This window comes from Psychrobacter sp. NPDC064578 (genome assembly GCF_044901245.1).
Taxonomy (GTDB): Bacteria; Pseudomonadota; Gammaproteobacteria; order Pseudomonadales; family Moraxellaceae; genus Psychrobacter; species Psychrobacter cibarius_C.
Window position 1 is genome coordinate 76,487 of record NZ_JBJDPI010000007.1, and the last position, 17,440, is coordinate 93,926.

A 17,440-nucleotide genomic window follows, 5' to 3' on the forward strand; every position below is an offset into this window, starting at 1 on the left:
AATGATGAACACAGCGAAGATAAATAAAAAGCAATTAAAAACGATAAACGCAGTTAAAAGCGATAAACAGTTAATGGCGTACCTAGTTAGACCAGTTACGCTATGTTTTTTACTAAAGTCTATCGAGACTGCTTATAGACGAGCTATCAGCGTCTCAGTGACCACAAAACTTAAGCAGTTGCTTCAGTTTGCGCGACAGACTTGTTGAAAGCTTTTACCAATGAAGCAACGCGATCTGAAGGTTGTGCACCTTTTGCGATCCACGCATTGTACGCTTCCATATTTAGGCGTACTGCTTCTTCAGACTCTTTAGCGAGTGGGTTAAAAAAGCCGATGTTTTCAATATAGCGACCGTCACGCGCGCGGCGTTGATCAGCAACAACTACTTGATAAAATGGGCGTTTCTTGGCACCGCCCCGTGCTAAACGAATAACAACCATGTGAATTCTCTCTTTCGCAGGTATACCAAAAAGGGCATAATTATATCACAGTCTTGATTTATTGAAAACATAAACTGCGCTTATTTAATTATTTATTAACAATAGCTTAAATGCCCGTCGATGTAAAATACAATTGATCATCACCACTGATTTTTAACTGAAGATACTGCCTCTACATCATGTCCAATTGGCTCGTTGCTGTATTATTCAGCGCTGTATTATTTGGTGCTATATTACTCAGTAATATATTAGTGCAAATTTGAGTATTCAATTGTTGCCTACTGTTTTAAAGCCATCCGTGTCATTCATTGATTATGCTACTCTATGACATAGTCAGCGAGTGAATGATGCTATCGCCTACCGAATTGCGCCATCGCTCAAGAATCGCAATCATTATGCTACTCATAAGTATGGCACGTTGTTTTTGAACGACATAAAAAAGCACCATTTTTACACTAAACTCAATAAAGCATCTTTTAATATGTTGGATCCATATGACCACACCAAAATCGCAACCACGTCGCAAAGGGCGGTTCACGCGCTCTTACTCCAACACTTGGCTGACAACCTTGATGGTCTCTTTCATTGTTCTTATCAGTGTCAGCTTGTCGATTCTGTTTTTTTGGCGCAGTCTATATTTACCCGAGCTTAAAAACCATGCGCGTTACTTAACGAGCGAGCTGCAGTTGATGAATAGTGTCAACAAAGACTGGAAAAATCGTCCTGAAGTACGCCAATGGATTTATCAACACTCACATGTCGTGGTAGTGAATAACCCTAATGACTTTCCAGCAGTGTCTGATAAGGCCTTTGTCGGCGTCTTCACTGATGTCTTACAACGCGAAATCGGTGCGCAATTGGGTCGACCTGTCGAGGTTTATTTTAAATTCAAACCGACACCGCAGCTTTGGGTGCAAGACAGCCGTGATGACAGCTTTTGGATTCGTGAGCCCGTGGTTTATTATTCACAATATAGCCCAGCATTGTTGTTGCTGTTTCTCATTGGATTGCCTATTTTATCGCTGCTGACCATTATTTTACTGGCGCGGCAATTAAATCGTCCGCTAAGATATTTACAGCGTGCTGCGACCAATTATATTCGGCTCGGTCATGCCACTACGTTGCCAACACAAAAAGGACCTACGGAGATACGTCAGGTCAACATGGCATTCAATCGTCTATTCACGACATTAAATCAAGCACAAAAAGAGCGTACAATTATGCTCGCTGGTATCTCGCATGATCTGCGAACACCTTTAACTCGTATGCGTTTGACTGCTGAGATGTTACCTGATGACTTTTTCCGAGAGGGATTAATTTATGATATTGAAGACATGGATGCAATTTTAGAGCAGTTTATCTCGTTTATGAAAGATGGCTCCGATGAGCCAGTCAGCCTAACCAATTTGGATACCATCTTTAATGAGATCATGGTGCAATTTGCACCAATGGAGTTCATCTATCAATCAGAGTGTCACAAAGTGGTTCCTGTGCGCCCCATGTCTATCAAACGCCTTGTGATCAATCTGGTCAATAATGCCAAGCGTTATGGCAAACCGCCCATTTACCTATCAGCGACTGTTGTGCCAACTTTTATAGAAACCATTGAAGAGGAAGATAGCGATGTCGTCAGTGAAAATGTCGTCAATAGAGAGGCGCAAGAACAATTGCTGATATGTGTGCGTGACTGTGGTGATGGCGTTGCGGAAGATCAGCTAGAACGTATTATGCAGCCTTTTGAACGCGGAGAGACAGCACGTACCACACAAGGCAGTGGTTTAGGTCTAGCGATTGTCGATCGTATCGCCAGATTGCATCATGGGACGGTAGAAGCCATTAACCATCCCGACGGAGGTTTACAAGTGTGTGTGCGTATTCCCCTACTTTCCAAGGTTGCTGGAGATACAACCATGGCAGCCGATACACAAAAAACGCCTATCTTTAATGACAAGACAGGGAACAAAGAAGACTGATAGCTGCTGAACTGTTCATCACTAAAGCTAATAAATGGTCAAAACAATTCGCTGCGACTATTTAGTTGTATAACACCTAGTCTTTGTTTCCAATGATAGGTGGAATATATTTGGCGCTATTGGTAAACGCTAATGGCTGAGTAATATTTTCTTGCGCTGCTGTTAACGTTTGCGTCGTCGATGGCTGCTGCAAGAATAAGTAGTAGCCCAACGTTATTGCATTTAGTACCACCAAACCACCAAATAAATATGGCATCCTTTGCCCTCCTCTGATTTAAAGCTATCTTTAAACCGTTAATAATAAAAATTAACCGACAATTCTATCTAAGGTGTATATCCATTCTAAAAATAACAATAATCCTGTGCAGTGGCATTATTTATCTTCAAAACCACGCTCGCTTTTTTCTTGCGTCAGTTCATCAGCAGCCAAAATTTGTGTCAGTGGTTTGATAGGCCACGTCATGACAAATCGTGCACCGCCAAGCTCTCGGCTCTCATCGACTTTCATACTGCCATTAAACCAAAAGGCAATGCGCGATACAATAGACAAGCCTAAACCATAGCCGCCTGAGGCGCGTGTGCGACTGTCATCTAAACGTGAAAATGGAATAAAAACCTTTTCGCGATCTGCTTCTGGAATACCATGACCATCATCCTCAACACTAACAAAAGCATTGCCCTTTCTGACGCCAGCACTAATGATAATCGTGGTCTCTGCATAACGTAAGGCATTGCCCGCTAAATTTTGAATCACACGGTGTAAATAACGCCTATCTGCGACAGCGGTTATTTTAGCATTCGGCAGCTTGGTTACTATTTTGATAGGCTTACCCAAGGCATTGGTTTCACGCTCAATCTGCTCCAATAACTCTCTAAGATTGACTGGTTCTAAATCCAGCTTTGGTGAGCCTTCCTCTAACTTGGCGTAGGTCAAAATCTCATCAATCAAGCCATTAAGCGCTTCGATATCTTCATCAATAAAATCACGCTGCATAAAACGCGAGTCTTCGTCATCCGTATCAGCCAACATATCAACGGCAAAACGGATACGAGCCACCGGTGTACGCAGCTCATGTGATACCGCTCGTGTTAATTCTCGCTGCGACTCAATAAGGCGCTTGATATGCGAGGTCATGGCATTAAAAGTCGCGGCTAAACGGGCAATTTCATCCTGCCCAATTACTTGAACTTGACTTTCAAGATTACCTTTACTCACCTCATTGACGCCAACCTGAATCAACTGCAATTTACGCTCAAGTGGAAAAATCAACGCATACACACCTAAGCTGATTAAAAACATGCTGATAAGAATCATACTAATAATCAGATTAAGTGGAAACCAATTGAATAATGGCACCGGACCAATCAATATCGCCATGTCATTGATTTCAGAAGGCACCACTACTCTAATAGCCGAATTACTTTTGCTGCTATTGGTATCTTGTAAGGAAATAACCACTTCATCTCGGCGTAATCGTGCAAGCTGATCGGTATCCAAATCCAGTGTATTGACGGCTTTAAACTCTAAAGGAAAGGAAAACTTTTTTTCCAGCTCAGCCAAACGGGCACGCTTGTCAGATAACGTCACATAGTAAGACAAATCATCCAATAAAAACACAGCGATTGCCCGTACTTGCTGCTCAGTCACTTGCGATATTCTGGCGGTCAAAACACTTTGATTGTCAGGTAGACGATAATACACATCGGCATAGACAGGTTGCTCGGTATAACGAACGACCGTATTGCCATTTTCAAAACGCCGCAGTTCACTGGCATTAAAGTCCACTTCATCAATAGGCAAAACTTTGAATTCTGAGCCAAATAAACTACTGGCATCAGACAACCAATATTCACGCTGCTCTTCACTTTCTTGATGAGCGATACCTTCACTCACCAGATGAAAAGCCCCTGTTGCCATGTTTTCACGGTAGGATTGGACGCGCTCTTTGTTGATGGTATCCATCAACAGTTGAGCAAACAATGCCACACACAAACAGACTATGAGTAGCCCAGCATAAATACGAACAAAGATACTGTGTTTTAAAGAAGAGACTAATGACATACGTGCCGTAACCAACTTAATGAAGAAAAACTGCCGACATCATTCAGCAAACAAGCGCTGCGTGATAAATGATATCAAACACTGTTGAATAAAAAACCATTCTGGCTGCTGTATTTCAATTTATAACTGAGCATCACCTAAAATCCATTTACCTCATGTACATTTAGGCAGCACCCGCAATAATTGCTTAATTAAACCACATAACGCTGTATTTAAGTTCAAAAATTAAAATTTAGCCACAAAAAAACCAGCCTAGTTGCTGGTTTCTTTGGTCACGCTAATGAGTAATAAGCCGTTGCCGGGGCAAAATTGACTTAGTTGCCTTCTTTAACGAACAAATACCCTTTACTACGAACGGTTTTGATACGTTTTGGATTTTCTGGATCATCACCGATTTTTGGACGAATGCGTGAGATACGAACGTCAATTGAACGATCTTGACCGTCATATTCGATACCACGTAGACGCTCAAAGATATCTTCACGCGAAAGAATTCGACCCGCATTAGAAGCAAGCAACCATAATAAGTCATATTCAGCACTGGTGAAATCAACCAACTCATCACCTAAATTCACAGAACGACCGCCATTGTCGATGACCAGTTCACCAAATTCTAGGCGCTGTGGCACATCTTCTGATGGGGCATTTTCTGAGCGACGTAATAACGCACGAATACGTGCTAGCAAGACACGTGGCTGAGCAGGTTTAGCGACATAATCATCAGCACCCATCTCAAGACCCAGTACCTGATCCATATCTTCAGTACGCGCTGTCAGCATCAAAATAGGATTCTGATAATGCGGGCGTACTTCACGACATACCGTCAGTCCATCGCTACCAGGAAGCATGACATCAAGTACGACCAAATCTGGTTGTTCACTGACGATGCGACGAATAGCACGATTACCATCGGTTTCGATAGCGACTTCTAAACCATTTTTGACCAAGTAATCTTGAGTCAACATGGCCAGACGCTCATCATCCTCAACAATCAAAATTCGGGGGGTGTTGTCTTCTTCATTCGTTGTCATTGTTATATCCTCTAATACATCTCATTTAAAAGCAGTAAAAGTAAGAGCGGTAAAATTAATAGCACCATTAAGTGGCACAATTGATGTTGGTATAGCTGTTACAAACTTGGTAGCACAGTATACTATTAAACATACAGCTTCCTATACTATAGCTTATAGTCGTTAACAAAACCTATAAACTACGCCCATTAAAACTTTAGTTTACGTCCAAAAATTATGAGCTTTATACAAATAATAGCAAGTGAAATGTTTTTTTACGACCCTTTCCTCACCTGAATTTCTATAAGTAGGCAATCTTAATGCAGCGCACAGTGATAGGATACTTGATTGATACTGATACTTGTATTCCTGTTACGTCTAATATAGCGACATATCACCGTTGCTGCCAGTGACTTTTTCATCTACTATTCCCGTACTGCCTGTTATTATTCGATATATAATTAGTAGATACATGTTTAGTAAATACCTAGGGCGTGTCATCAATTAGCACATTAGTACGTTTAGTGGTCTTAAAATGGCTAAATTTTGCTAAACATCGTCAGCAATTTTGTCAATATGTTCATATTAACGGCAATTGCTTCCTTGTTTATCTACAGTTTTTCTCATTTTAAGCCTCACAATCTAATTGATGACACGCCCTAGTTCATGTATGCATAGTTAGTTAACACTCATATTTAAAAAAGCTGGCTGTCGAAATCGAAATTGCATTATAAATAGTGTGTTTATCCTCGATCAAAAAGCATAGAATATTAAATAATAGACACAAAAAAACAGCCCATGATGGACTGTTTTTTTATATCTGTGGTAAGAGTCAAAAAGAAACTCTAAAATTTTCCACAAAAAATTAAGCGCGGTTTTTGTACTTACGGATAGTCTGTAGCTGTGCCACAGACTCTGCTAATGATGCTAAAGCTGCATTAGTTTGTACAGTATCCGATTGATTAACCAGCATCTGCTCAGCCTTTTTACGTGCTTCGACAATTTTGCTTTCATCAAGGTTATGTGCACGCATCGCTGTATCAGCCAATACGGTAACCATCTTCGGCTGTACTTCTAAAACACCGCCTGATACATAAATCACTTCTTCTTCACCGTTTGGTGTTTGCACTCGCATCGCACCCGGTTTTAACAAAGTAATAAGCGGTGTGTGACCTGGCAATACACCAATCTCGCCTTCGGTACCAGTAGCTATTAACATGCTAATTTCGCCTGAATACAACTCTTCACGAGCACTTACGACGCGACATTGTAACGTTGCCATACTTAACTCCTTACGATCAAAACACAATCAAAACTGCGAGGCGTTACTAACTGGCAAATAGACTTTTTATGGTTTATCTGCCTTTTAGCAAATGCTAACACAACTTACGCTGCAGTAGATTTCATTTTTTCTGCTTTAGCAACAACTTCGTCGATGCCACCAGCCATATAGAACGCTTGCTCTGGTAGGTCATCGTATTCACCCGCGATGATTGCTTTAAAGCTAGCAATGGTATCGCGTAGTGGTACATATTTACCAGGTGCGCCAGTAAAGACTTCAGCAACGTGGAATGGCTGTGATAAGAAGCGCTGAATCTTACGCGAACGATAAACGACTAGTTTATCTTCTTCTGATAACTCATCCATACCCAAGATAGCGATGATGTCTTTTAGCTCACGATAGCGCTGCAAAATTTCTTGCACGCCACGAGCAACGTTATAATGCTCTTCGCCAATGACTAATGGATCTAGCTGACGCGAGGTTGAATCTAGCGGATCAACCGCAGGATAGATACCTTGTGAAGCAATATCACGACTCAATACAACCGTTGCATCCAAGTGAGCAAACGTCGTTGCTGGTGATGGATCCGTCAAATCATCCGCAGGAACATATACTGCTTGCACAGAAGTAATAGAACCTGACTGCGTTGAGGTAATACGCTCTTGCAGCATACCCATCTCTTCAGCAAGTGTTGGCTGATAACCAACCGCAGATGGCATACGACCAAGTAGTGCTGATACTTCAGTACCGGCTAGTGTATAACGGTAGATGTTATCAACGAACAGCAATACGTCACGACCTTTGCCAGTGGCAGGATCTTTGGTATCACGGAAGTATTCAGCCATGGTCAAACCAGACAACGCAACACGCAAGCGGTTACCCGGTGGCTCATTCATCTGGCCGTATACCATCGCAACTTTAGATTTGCTAAAGTCTTCAGTGTTTACAACGCCGGCTTCTTGCATTTCGTGATAGAAATCGTTACCTTCACGAGTACGCTCACCAACACCAGCAAATACTGACAAACCTTCATGTTTTAGAGCGATGTTATTGATCAGCTCCATCATGTTAACGGTTTTACCAACACCAGCACCACCAAACAGACCAACTTTACCACCTTTAGCAAACGGGCAAAGTAGATCGATAACTTTAATACCAGTTTCTAACAGCTCAGTGCTGTTTGACTGATCCGCGTAGCTTGGCGCTTCACGGTGGATAGACCATTTTTCATCAGCTTCTACAGGACCTTCTTCATCGATAGGACGACCAAGAACATCCATGATACGGCCAAGCGTACCAATACCAACAGGCACAGCAATAGGCGCACCAGTGTTAGTGACTGTTAAGTTACGCTTTAGGCCTTCAGTTGAACCCATTGCGATAGTACGAACGATGCCATCACCTAGTTGTTGCTGTACTTCTAGGGTGGTTTCGGTACCATCTACTTGCAAGGCATCATAAATCTGAGGAACTTCACTACGGTTGAACTCAACGTCAAGAACCGCGCCAATAATCTGTACAATACGACCGCTACTCATTGCGTTCTCCTTGAACTTCTGTATATAGTGGGTTTCATAAGGGGTTTCAATTATGAAACAGCAGCAGCACCGCCAACGATTTCCGAGATTTCTCGGGTAATCGCCGCTTGACGCAGCTTGTTATAAACCAACTGTAAATCGTTAATTAGGTCACCAGCATTATCTGTCGCCGCTTTCATCGCAACCATACGTGAGGACTGCTCAGAGGCAATGTTTTCCATTACCGCTTGATACACAATCGACTCAATATAGCGGCCAAGCAACTCATCAATCAATGTTTTGATATCAGGCTCGTAGATATAATCCCAGCTCAGTTCTGTTTGAATGCCGCTCTCTTCTTCACCAAACGCACTGTCTGGTAAAGGTACCAACTGATTGACAGTTGGCTTTTGGGTCATCGCATTAACAAACTTATTATAAACCACATAGATGCGGTCTATTTTACCGTTAGTATAATCGTCAAGCATCGCTTGAACCGGTGCGTTTATCTGCTCAAACGTTGGCTTATCACCATAATCGGTTACTGCCGAGGTCACTTTACCACCAAAGTTTTTGAAAAAACTCACACCTTTAGCGCCAATGACTGCAAACTCAGTTTGTACAGATTGATCTTGATACTGCTGGATACTCTTAGATAAAGCTTTGAATAAGTTAATATTCAAACCACCCGCCAGACCGCGATCAGAGGTAATGACAATATAGCCAACCTTATTGACTGGACGCGAGACCATATACGGATGTTTATAGTCTGATGAGGCATGCACCAAATGTGAAATAACCCGGCGCATACTATCAGCATACGGGCGACCCACTTCCATGCGCTCTTGGGCACGGCGCATTTTACTTGCCGCAACCATTTGCATAGCACGAGTAATTTTTTGGGTGCTTTTAATACTGGTGACTTTGGCACGTATCTCTTTTAAGCTTGCCATAATGATTCCAATATAAGAGGGTTAAAAAGCATTGGCGCATGCGACAATTATTTAGTATATAACATCGATCTAACAGATTAATGTTATATATTTTGTGCATGACGCGATCTAATACCGTCAATGGTTAGAATAGTGGCGCTACTGTCTTAATAAAAAAATACAAGACAATGCGCCACTTTATCAGCCATCAAAGACAGCCATAACCAATTCGGCTTAACCCGTTAAATTAATAACTGTGATTTTGTTTAAAGGTCTCTAAAGATGACTTCAAACGACCTGCGATATCATCATTATAATTCGCAGTATCATCAATCTCACGCATCAATTCACTTTGCTCATCATGCATATAGCGTAAGTAAGCTTCTTCAAAAGAACCGATTTTTTCGACAGGAACGTCCGCTAAAAAGCCTTCATTCGATGCATAGATAACTGCAGCTTGCTCAGAGATTGACATTGGCTGATACTGCTTCTGCTTCATCAATTCAGTCACACGCTCACCATGATCAAGCTGTTCGCGAGTCGCGTCATCAAGATCTGATGCAAACTGAGCAAAGGCGGCCAGTTCACGATACTGAGCTAGTGCAGTACGGATACCACCAGATAGCTTCTTGATGATCTTAGTCTGAGCTGCCCCGCCCACACGAGATACCGAGATACCAGCGTTAACTGCTGGACGGATACCTGAGTTGAATAGGCTTGATTCTAAGAAAATCTGACCATCGGTGATTGAAATCACGTTAGTCGGTACGAATGCAGATACGTCACCAGCTTGGGTTTCAATAATTGGCAGTGCGGTTAAAGAACCGGTTTTACCAACTACTTCACCATTAGTGAACTTTTCTACGTACGCCGCGTTTACGCGTGATGCACGCTCAAGTAAACGTGAATGTAAATAGAATACATCACCAGGATACGCTTCACGACCTGGCGGACGACGTAGCAATAGTGAAATTTGACGATAAGCAACGGCTTGTTTTGATAAGTCATCAAATACAATCAGTGCGTCTTCACCGCGGTCACGGAAGTATTCGCCCATCGTACAACCTGAATACGGTGCGATATACTGTAGTGCTGCTGGTTCTGACGCTGAAGCGACGACGACAGTCGTATATTCAAGGGCACCAGTTTGCTCAAGCTTGCGTACGACGTTTGCAATGGTAGAACGTTTCTGACCGATTGCGACGTATACACACTTGATACCAGATGATTTCTGCGCGATGATCGCATCGATAGCCATCGCGGTTTTACCCGTCTGACGGTCACCAATGATAAGCTCACGCTGACCACGACCAATTGGAATCATAGTATCAACGGCTTTATAACCCGTCATTACTGGTTGATCTACTGACTGACGATCAATAACGCCTGGGGCGATTTTTTCGACTTTGTCAGTCATTTTGGCATCGATAGGACCTTTGCCATCAATAGGATTTCCCAAGGCGTCAACAACACGGCCTAGCAGCTCAGGACCTACTGGTACTTCAAGAATACGACCAGTACAATAGGCTTTTTGACCTTCTTGCAGCTTTAGGTAATCACCAAGTACTACCGCGCCGACAGAATCACGCTCTAAGTTAAGCGCCATTCCATAGATTTCGCCTTCAAACTCAATCATTTCGCCGTACATGGCATCTTCAAGACCATGAATCTGCACGATACCGTCAGATACTTTGACAATCGTGCCTTCATTCTTTGCAGTTGCACCCGCATCAAGGTCTTGAATACGCTGCTTAATCAGGTTACTGATTTCCGCTGGATTCAATTGTTGCATTGCCTTGTTTCCTTTAATTTATGATAACCCGCCCACTGACTTAAATGCTCTTACTTTCACGCAGATCATAGATGACTGCGCTGGTAAATGGCATTAGGCCGTTAGCTGTGTTTTTAACTGTTGTAACTTGCCGCGCATCGAATCATCAATGATTTTGTCACCGACTTTGATGGTAGCGCCTGCCAATAGACTTGGATCGACCGACTCATGAATCACCACACTAGCATTTAACGATGCAGCAAGGCGCGTTTGAAGCATTTCACGCTGAGCGTCAGTCAATGGATAGGCAGAGGTCACGTAAGCATCAAGCTGCTTTAAGCTTATTGCCTTGTGGCGGCGATAATGCTCATAAACTTCAGGAAGCAGCGCCAGACGCTCTTGCTGCGCCAACTGCTTAATAAAATTATTGAGCGCTGGTGACACTTTAGGATAGCTAATACTATTACCATAACGAGAGCCTTTGCTCTCGCCTAGTAGCTGTTTAAAAGCAGAGTCGCTATCACCAGCCACTTGTGAGTCATAAAGATCAACCAAAGCAGCTGACTTATGCTCAGCCGTAACGGCTGGATTTTCTAGCCATGTACGGAACGCTTTGTCATTGACAATTGCACTGGCGACAAACAAGAAATTTTCCCACTCGTTTACGGCCCCGTTTTCGTTGGCATAGTCAAACGCGGCTTTAGCGTAGGGTCGTGCTAAGGTTGATAAGTCAGCCATTATATCCTCACAGTTACAGCTTTGCCGCCAGTTGGTCTAACATACTGGCATGTTTTTGCACATCGACTTTGTCTTGCAAAATCTTTTCTGCACCAAGTACAGCCAGTTCAGCAACTTGGGCACGTAATGATTCACGCGCTTGATTGATTTCTTGGTCGATAGACGCTTGCGCTTGTTGACGAATGCGCTCGCCTTCCACTTGGGCCTGCATTTTTGCATCTTCGACAAGCTGGTTGGCACTCTTGTTCGCTTGCTCGATTAAAGCAGCAGCTTTGGTCTTTGCAAGATCAAGCTCCTGCTGGACGTCTTGCTCAGCGGTCGCCAGATCTGCTTTTGCTTTTTCTGCGGCATTCAGGCCTTCAGCAATTTTACGCTGACGCTCATTGATGGCACCAATAAGTGGTGGCCACACGAATTTCATGCAGAACATCACAAAGATTGCAAAAGCAATGGCTTGACCGATGAGGGTAGAATTGATATTCACGTGATCACCTCTTTGTTAATGAAAAATCAGTTTCATTGATCATATTTGATAGCCAAACTTTGGCTATGGTTAAGATACAAACTTTGACTACCAAACATTTACAACTGAGCTTTCTGATTAACCTGCTAGAGGGTTAGCGAACAACAATAGCATAGCAATACCAACACCGATCATCGGAATAGCATCAAGAAGACCTGCTACGATGAACATACGAGTTTGCAGCTGTGAACCAAGTTCTGGCTGACGCGCAACGCCTTCTAGGAATTTACCACCTAGAATAGCAAAACCAATACCTGTACCTAGTGCACCTAAACCGATAAGTAGTGCTACTGCGATAACTGTGTAACCACCTAATACTGGATCCATGGATGTATCCTCATTTACCTATTGAATGTCTAATTAATGTTCAGTTGATGATGCAAGTGACATATAAACTATCGTCAGCATCATAAAGACGAACGCTTGAAGTGTAATAATTAAGATGTGGAAAATAGCCCACGGTACTGATAACGCCCATTGAATCCAAAACGGCATTAGAGCAATCAGTATGAAAATCAACTCACCAGCATACATGTTACCGAATAGACGCAGACCTAAAGAGATAGGTTTCGCTATCAAAGTAACAAACTCTAAGATAAAGTTGATGGGTATTAAAATAATTTGTACGATAGGGTTTTTGGCACTAAACGGATGCAGTGTTAGCTCGCCAACAAAGCCACCCAAACCTTTTTCTTTGATACTATAGAACAGAATCAGTATAAAGACAGAAAAAGACATGCCAAGCGTAATATTAGGATCCGTCGTTGGAACGATCTTAAAGAACACGTGATGTGGATCATGTCCCATCATTGCGCCGATTTGGCCAGCAATCATAGGAATAAAATCGACGGGTAGTAAATCCATCAAGTTCATTAAGAATATCCATACAAAGATAGTCAACGCCAAAGGCGCAATCAGCTTTGAGGTACCACTATACGAATCACGAACGTTGTTATCAACGAACTCAACGATCATCTCAACCGCAGCCTGAGTTTTACCCGGCACGCCTGAAGTGACTTTTCTAGCGACCATCCAGAAGATGGCGCAGAAAACAATGCCTAGACCAATTGACCAAAGCATAGAATCAAGGTGGATGGCTTTAAAGCCCATTGCACTAGCTTCTTCAGCAGTATAGGCAACTTTCCAGCCTTCGCCCGGCAGATAGCCGTACGTCCAGTTCGTTAAGTGGTGAGAGATATAGTCTGTTGTTGTTTGCTCGCCTGCCATAATGTCAGCTTCTTATTAATCAACGATTTAATCAACTACCAAAAATATGGTTGTCATCTGATGAGGTATTAACGATCCTATTTGACCTGCTAGCAAGCCGATGAACCATGCTAAAGCGCTCATGTAATCAATAACATCCAACCCATAGTTCTATTACTAGTGCGCAATTTGATAACTTAAGATAAATTTTAGCTATCAAAAAAGGGCTTATGATGATTCAGTAATAGCCCTTGTATATGTACGCGAAATTATTATATCTGTGTTTACTTACTGCCGCGTTTCCACGATCGACGCTTAATACAGCGTTCATAAGCAAAATATTTAGCTGCCTATATTAATGCAGCGTTGTATTCGTGTAAAGTCAATTATGACTTTTTTATGCACTGTATGAATAAGTTAGCTACTATTAACGTTTACTAACATAGCTTTGCGTGATTAATTAAATTGTAAGAATTTAATTAGGGGCAATACTGATAGCTAATAATTGGCTATCGACTCCATTATCACACGCTATACTCATTTAAACGCTCATATCACAGTCTTTATGATCATTGGCGCTGTCTTTAGACAGTTTTGTATGTTTTGACTTTCTTATGAAATCAGTCATAGAGAAGCTGGACGGCAGGGTGACTTGCCTAGCACTATTAAGCACTCAACTATTGATATAGTCATCGTCTATTAATGCTAGCGTATATGCCACAACATCCAACTGTGACTAATTTGCATTACCATAAAACCGATAAACAGCGCAGGCGCAGATAGGGGTTGTACGGTAATAAAAATTAGTGCGAAACCAAACACAGTCAATAGCCATTTGGCCATTTGACCTCGATATAGCTGGCTAACAATATGTTGGCGCGCGCGATATCCAGTGTACCAAAAGATAAAAAAAGCAAATACAGCTTGGGTAGCAAAACTGAGTAGCGCACCAATAGCGGCGCTTTTTGCAACAGTAAGTTCACTATGTAGCCAACTGGTATCTAAAGCCCAAGCAATAATAATAAGGATAAATAATATCCACGCTTGGCGTTTGATATAGATGCCAATTTTATCTTTTTGTGTGCGTTTGGCAGGCTTGGTCATCGATAATGCAATCCTATAGCCTTACAGCATTGGGATAAGGTGGCAATATAACATCGTCGCGACACTTTTATCCGTGAACGGCTCACTCTACAGGTGTTACCTTTTAACCAAAATAAAACGCCACTTATTATAAGGGGCATACCACCGTTAAGCAAGAAAAATATACCTTTTATCAGTGACCTAGCTGAATCACTCATAGACATCATAGTTACTGACCAATGGATAACACCCAAAGTATGACTACATAATGGCTGCTAAAGCGTTGCAAGCCACTATGGTTAATCAGTTATCCTACGATATACATTGATAGATTTGCTGTGCCATCGTCTGCCAACCACTCACAAAGTCTTTACTATTGCTCATATCTTCAGGTTGCACAGTGGTTTTTACAGGCTGTAACTTAGCGAGTAGACCTTTGGCTGGTTGACTTGGGCTAACTAGACACATTTGCTTGGCTGGACGCTTCTCATTTAGCCACCGTATTTGGCTTGCTCGTGGTGCTAGATGGTGATCAGTGCTTAAACTGCCAACAAGCTTTAGGTTTGTGCTGGATTCGATGTATTGATAAGCATCATGATAGGCCCAATAAGGCTGGGTTTGCTGCTTGCCATTAGCTTGTTTTACGAAAGATGCCACTCCCCTATCCATTCGCTGAGCAAATTTTTGTGCATTGGCGTGATAAAGTGCTTTATATTGCGGATTAGCATGGCTATGAATCACGGCAAGGGCACGAGTCATGGCTTTGGCATTTTCAGGATCTAACCATATATGTGGATCCAAGGTGCCAGCAATAGGCTTGCCTTGGACGTCACGTAGCGGATGACGATTAAAGGCATCAAATTCAAATAAGGCAATCGCATTGGGGGCGGTATTAAGGCTTGCCGCCAAGTTATTTTCTAATGGCTCACCAAACCACACGACAAATTTACTGTCCTGAATGGCTTTAATATCGCCTGGGCTGATACTGCCATGATGACCTACCTCCCCGGCCTGCAATAACTGCTTGGCGGGCGGTGAACCTTCAGTCACTGCTTGACTCAATAAAAACAGTGGGTAGTTACTCACGCTTACTGTTGCCGCTTGTGCACTCACAGTAAAGATGCCTAATGCAACTATGCCCGTAATGAGCCATCGCTGTAGTATAATGGTTGAGCTTAAAAAATATTTGAAAACTGAGTTCATAATAGATTCTTTAATGTATGAAAGATAAAATATAAGTGGAAACATTTAGACATTATTGCCGTTGTATCTGAGTGATCATCAAGGTATCAATAAATAAGCCAAGATCATTTATCTGCTCTTATTTTTAGTATGTTATACTATAACATTATAAATTACTATAATAACAGTGCCATTTTTTTTCGTAGGAGCTTGCACCATGTCCACCAGTTTATCAGTCTGCGAACATTTACATGATGTGCAGGACTTTACGCCGCATGACGTGACCGAGCGCCTAATGGCAGCAAAAGAACAATGTCGCCTAAACGGTGCACGCTTTACCCCATTGCGCCAGCAAATATATCAATTGGTATTGGCAGCCAATAAACCTATCGGTGCATATGATTTGATCACGCAATTGCAGCAAATGCGCTTATCAGAGCCTAATAACACTGATGACAGCAGCGAAGCGCTTAACTCGCAACAGCACCCAATGAAAGCAGCATCTAAAGAAATTAGCTCTAAAAAACAAGCGCCAAAAAATGTCGCGCCACCCACTGTCTATCGCAGTCTGGAGTTTCTATTGAGTGAAGGCTTGATACATCAATTGACCTCTATCAATGCTTATGTGCCCTGCTGTCACCCACGCGCGCAGCATACCGCAGCATTTTTAATCTGCGGTCAGTGTCAGCGTGTACAAGAATGTAGCAGTGTGCCCGTACAGGAAATGATGAGTTTTGCTGAGCAAGACGTTGGCTTTATTGTGGAACGCAGTGTGATTGAGCTGAGTGGTCGTTGCCAAGCGTGCCAGTAACACACCCTGACCACTGAAGCGTAAGTCTTTGTCATCCGTTTTTTATTTGTATTACTCATTCACTTATTGGTTGTCATACTATGAGCCTGTCTACCTCACCGTCTAATCAACCGAACTTTTCCGCTGTTGATGGCAACACCATTAATACTGCGAGTAAACTGCTGAGCCTAAGCGATGTCAGCTACGACATTGGGCATCAACGCTTACTCTCACATATTGATATTGACATTGCGGTTAATGAAACAGTCAGTCTTATTGGACCCAATGGTGCTGGTAAGTCAACGTTGGTTAAACTTATTTTGGGATTGATTGAGCCAACCAAAGGGCACATTAACTCTCATCAAAAGTTACAGCTTGGCTATGTGCCGCAGCGCTTTGCTGTACCGCCGATATTGCCATTACGAGTCTGCGATTTATTGGCACAAGCGGATAAAAGGCGTTTAACGTCTGAGCAGCGTCAATTTATCTTTGATAACTTGTCATTGACGCACTTATTATCGCGACAAATGCTGCACCTGTCGGGTGGTGAGACACAAAGAGTCTTGCTCGCGCGAGCACTGTTAGACAAACCCAACTTATTGATTTTAGATGAGCCGATGCAAGGGCTGGACCCTGATACTGAGGTTTGGCTCTATCAGTTTATTGATGAGCTGCCGGAGTTTTTGCGTTGTGCCATGCTGGTTGTATCGCATGATCTGCATTGGGTCATGAAAGGCAGTCGACGCGTGATTTGTCTTAATAAGCATATTTGCTGTGAGGGACAACCAAGCGAGCTTGCCATTAGTAGTGAGTTTCAAAAGCTATTTGGGCATCATTATGAGCAGCCTTATGTACATCAACCACATGCCTGTGAGCATCACGCCCCAAGCGAACTATAATCATTAAGGCACGTTGAACATTCACAAATATA

17 protein-coding genes are annotated in these 17,440 nt (G+C 42.5%); 3 read left to right on the top strand and 14 right to left on the bottom strand.

The window, feature by feature from the left end; all coding sequences use genetic code 11:
• Nucleotides 1–170 precede the first annotated feature (170 nt).
• Nucleotides 171–440, bottom strand: a complete 270-nt coding sequence (gene rpsP / locus ACI2JM_RS09625; RefSeq protein ID WP_045452431.1) for a 30S ribosomal protein S16 — start codon at nt 438–440, stop codon at nt 171–173.
• Nucleotides 441–934: 494 nt separating this feature from the next.
• Here rpsP and ACI2JM_RS09630 point away from each other — a divergent pair, with 494 nt between their 5' ends.
• On the top strand, nt 935–2,413 hold the full coding sequence (locus ACI2JM_RS09630; RefSeq protein WP_404643818.1) for an ATP-binding protein: 1,479 nt from the start codon (nt 935–937) through the stop codon (nt 2,411–2,413).
• A gap of 76 nt (nt 2,414–2,489) precedes the next feature.
• Here ACI2JM_RS09630 and ACI2JM_RS09635 read toward each other — a convergent pair whose 3' ends face one another.
• The 13 genes from ACI2JM_RS09635 to ACI2JM_RS09695 form a co-directional block, all read right to left on the bottom strand.
• Complete coding sequence (locus tag ACI2JM_RS09635) at nt 2,490–2,669, bottom strand: hypothetical protein (RefSeq protein WP_045445897.1); 180 nt, start codon at nt 2,667–2,669, stop codon at nt 2,490–2,492.
• A gap of 117 nt (nt 2,670–2,786) precedes the next feature.
• Nucleotides 2,787–4,475, bottom strand: a complete 1,689-nt coding sequence (locus ACI2JM_RS09640; RefSeq protein ID WP_404643820.1) for an ATP-binding protein — start codon at nt 4,473–4,475, stop codon at nt 2,787–2,789.
• A 314-nt stretch (nt 4,476–4,789) separates the two neighbouring features.
• Entirely contained in the window at nt 4,790–5,506 is a 717-nt protein-coding gene (locus ACI2JM_RS09645) for a response regulator (protein ID WP_045445894.1), read from the bottom strand.
• Nucleotides 5,507–6,350: 844 nt separating this feature from the next.
• The gene (locus tag ACI2JM_RS09650) at nt 6,351–6,767 is read right to left on the bottom strand and encodes a F0F1 ATP synthase subunit epsilon (protein WP_021812807.1); all 417 of its coding nucleotides are present in this window, start codon (nt 6,765–6,767) and stop codon (nt 6,351–6,353) included.
• A gap of 104 nt (nt 6,768–6,871) precedes the next feature.
• Entirely contained in the window at nt 6,872–8,305 is a 1,434-nt protein-coding gene (gene atpD, locus ACI2JM_RS09655) for a F0F1 ATP synthase subunit beta (protein ID WP_045452427.1), read from the bottom strand.
• A 50-nt stretch (nt 8,306–8,355) separates the two neighbouring features.
• The gene (gene atpG, locus ACI2JM_RS09660) at nt 8,356–9,237 is read right to left on the bottom strand and encodes a F0F1 ATP synthase subunit gamma (RefSeq protein ID WP_045445883.1); all 882 of its coding nucleotides are present in this window, start codon (nt 9,235–9,237) and stop codon (nt 8,356–8,358) included.
• Between the two features lie 226 nt (nt 9,238–9,463).
• A complete protein-coding gene (gene atpA / locus ACI2JM_RS09665) occupies nt 9,464–11,008 on the bottom strand; it encodes a F0F1 ATP synthase subunit alpha (RefSeq protein ID WP_045445880.1) in 1,545 nt (514 codons plus the stop codon).
• 93 nt (nt 11,009–11,101) lie between these two features.
• Entirely contained in the window at nt 11,102–11,725 is a 624-nt protein-coding gene (locus ACI2JM_RS09670) for a F0F1 ATP synthase subunit delta (RefSeq protein ID WP_045445877.1), read from the bottom strand.
• Between the two features lie 13 nt (nt 11,726–11,738).
• Complete coding sequence (locus ACI2JM_RS09675) at nt 11,739–12,209, bottom strand: F0F1 ATP synthase subunit B (protein ID WP_045452424.1); 471 nt, start codon at nt 12,207–12,209, stop codon at nt 11,739–11,741.
• Between the two features lie 117 nt (nt 12,210–12,326).
• Complete coding sequence (gene atpE / locus ACI2JM_RS09680; RefSeq protein WP_010197960.1) at nt 12,327–12,575, bottom strand: F0F1 ATP synthase subunit C; 249 nt, start codon at nt 12,573–12,575, stop codon at nt 12,327–12,329.
• Nucleotides 12,576–12,608: 33 nt separating this feature from the next.
• Nucleotides 12,609–13,475, bottom strand: a complete 867-nt coding sequence (gene atpB / locus ACI2JM_RS09685) for a F0F1 ATP synthase subunit A (RefSeq protein ID WP_055125357.1) — start codon at nt 13,473–13,475, stop codon at nt 12,609–12,611.
• Between the two features lie 684 nt (nt 13,476–14,159).
• Complete coding sequence (locus tag ACI2JM_RS09690) at nt 14,160–14,558, bottom strand: ATP synthase subunit I (RefSeq protein WP_045452420.1); 399 nt, start codon at nt 14,556–14,558, stop codon at nt 14,160–14,162.
• A 291-nt stretch (nt 14,559–14,849) separates the two neighbouring features.
• Nucleotides 14,850–15,740: a metal ABC transporter solute-binding protein, Zn/Mn family gene (locus ACI2JM_RS09695; RefSeq protein WP_404643826.1), complete on the bottom strand. Its 891-nt coding sequence runs from the start codon at nt 15,738–15,740 to the stop codon at nt 14,850–14,852.
• 196 nt (nt 15,741–15,936) lie between these two features.
• On the opposite strand from ACI2JM_RS09695, the gene ACI2JM_RS09700 reads away from it, so the two are divergent.
• The gene (locus ACI2JM_RS09700; protein WP_296240487.1) at nt 15,937–16,530 is read left to right on the top strand and encodes a Fur family transcriptional regulator; all 594 of its coding nucleotides are present in this window, start codon (nt 15,937–15,939) and stop codon (nt 16,528–16,530) included.
• Between the two features lie 80 nt (nt 16,531–16,610).
• On the top strand, nt 16,611–17,408 hold the full coding sequence (locus tag ACI2JM_RS09705) for a metal ABC transporter ATP-binding protein (protein WP_201555165.1): 798 nt from the start codon (nt 16,611–16,613) through the stop codon (nt 17,406–17,408).
• The last annotated feature ends 32 nt before the right edge of the window (nt 17,409–17,440 follow it).

Excerpts from the sequence above, each read along its gene's own strand:
- rpsP (WP_045452431.1), bottom strand. The coding sequence starts at position 440 with ATGGTTGTTATTCGTTTAGCACGGGGCGGTGCCAAGAAACGCCCATTT.
- ACI2JM_RS09630 (WP_404643818.1), top strand. The coding sequence starts at position 935 with ATGACCACACCAAAATCGCAACCACGTCGCAAAGGGCGGTTCACGCGC.
- ACI2JM_RS09635 (WP_045445897.1), bottom strand. The coding sequence starts at position 2,669 with ATGCCATATTTATTTGGTGGTTTGGTGGTACTAAATGCAATAACGTTG.
- ACI2JM_RS09640 (WP_404643820.1), bottom strand. The coding sequence starts at position 4,475 with ATGTCATTAGTCTCTTCTTTAAAACACAGTATCTTTGTTCGTATTTAT.
- ACI2JM_RS09645 (WP_045445894.1), bottom strand. The coding sequence starts at position 5,506 with ATGACAACGAATGAAGAAGACAACACCCCCCGAATTTTGATTGTTGAG.
- ACI2JM_RS09650 (WP_021812807.1), bottom strand. The coding sequence starts at position 6,767 with ATGGCAACGTTACAATGTCGCGTCGTAAGTGCTCGTGAAGAGTTGTAT.
- atpD (WP_045452427.1), bottom strand. The coding sequence starts at position 8,305 with ATGAGTAGCGGTCGTATTGTACAGATTATTGGCGCGGTTCTTGACGTT.
- atpG (WP_045445883.1), bottom strand. The coding sequence starts at position 9,237 with ATGGCAAGCTTAAAAGAGATACGTGCCAAAGTCACCAGTATTAAAAGC.
- atpA (WP_045445880.1), bottom strand. The coding sequence starts at position 11,008 with ATGCAACAATTGAATCCAGCGGAAATCAGTAACCTGATTAAGCAGCGT.
- ACI2JM_RS09670 (WP_045445877.1), bottom strand. The coding sequence starts at position 11,725 with ATGGCTGACTTATCAACCTTAGCACGACCCTACGCTAAAGCCGCGTTT.
- atpE (WP_010197960.1), bottom strand. The coding sequence starts at position 12,575 with ATGGATCCAGTATTAGGTGGTTACACAGTTATCGCAGTAGCACTACTT.
- atpB (WP_055125357.1), bottom strand. The coding sequence starts at position 13,475 with ATGGCAGGCGAGCAAACAACAACAGACTATATCTCTCACCACTTAACG.
- ACI2JM_RS09690 (WP_045452420.1), bottom strand. The coding sequence starts at position 14,558 with ATGACCAAGCCTGCCAAACGCACACAAAAAGATAAAATTGGCATCTAT.
- ACI2JM_RS09695 (WP_404643826.1), bottom strand. The coding sequence starts at position 15,740 with ATGAACTCAGTTTTCAAATATTTTTTAAGCTCAACCATTATACTACAG.
- ACI2JM_RS09700 (WP_296240487.1), top strand. The coding sequence starts at position 15,937 with ATGTCCACCAGTTTATCAGTCTGCGAACATTTACATGATGTGCAGGAC.
- ACI2JM_RS09705 (WP_201555165.1), top strand. The coding sequence starts at position 16,611 with ATGAGCCTGTCTACCTCACCGTCTAATCAACCGAACTTTTCCGCTGTT.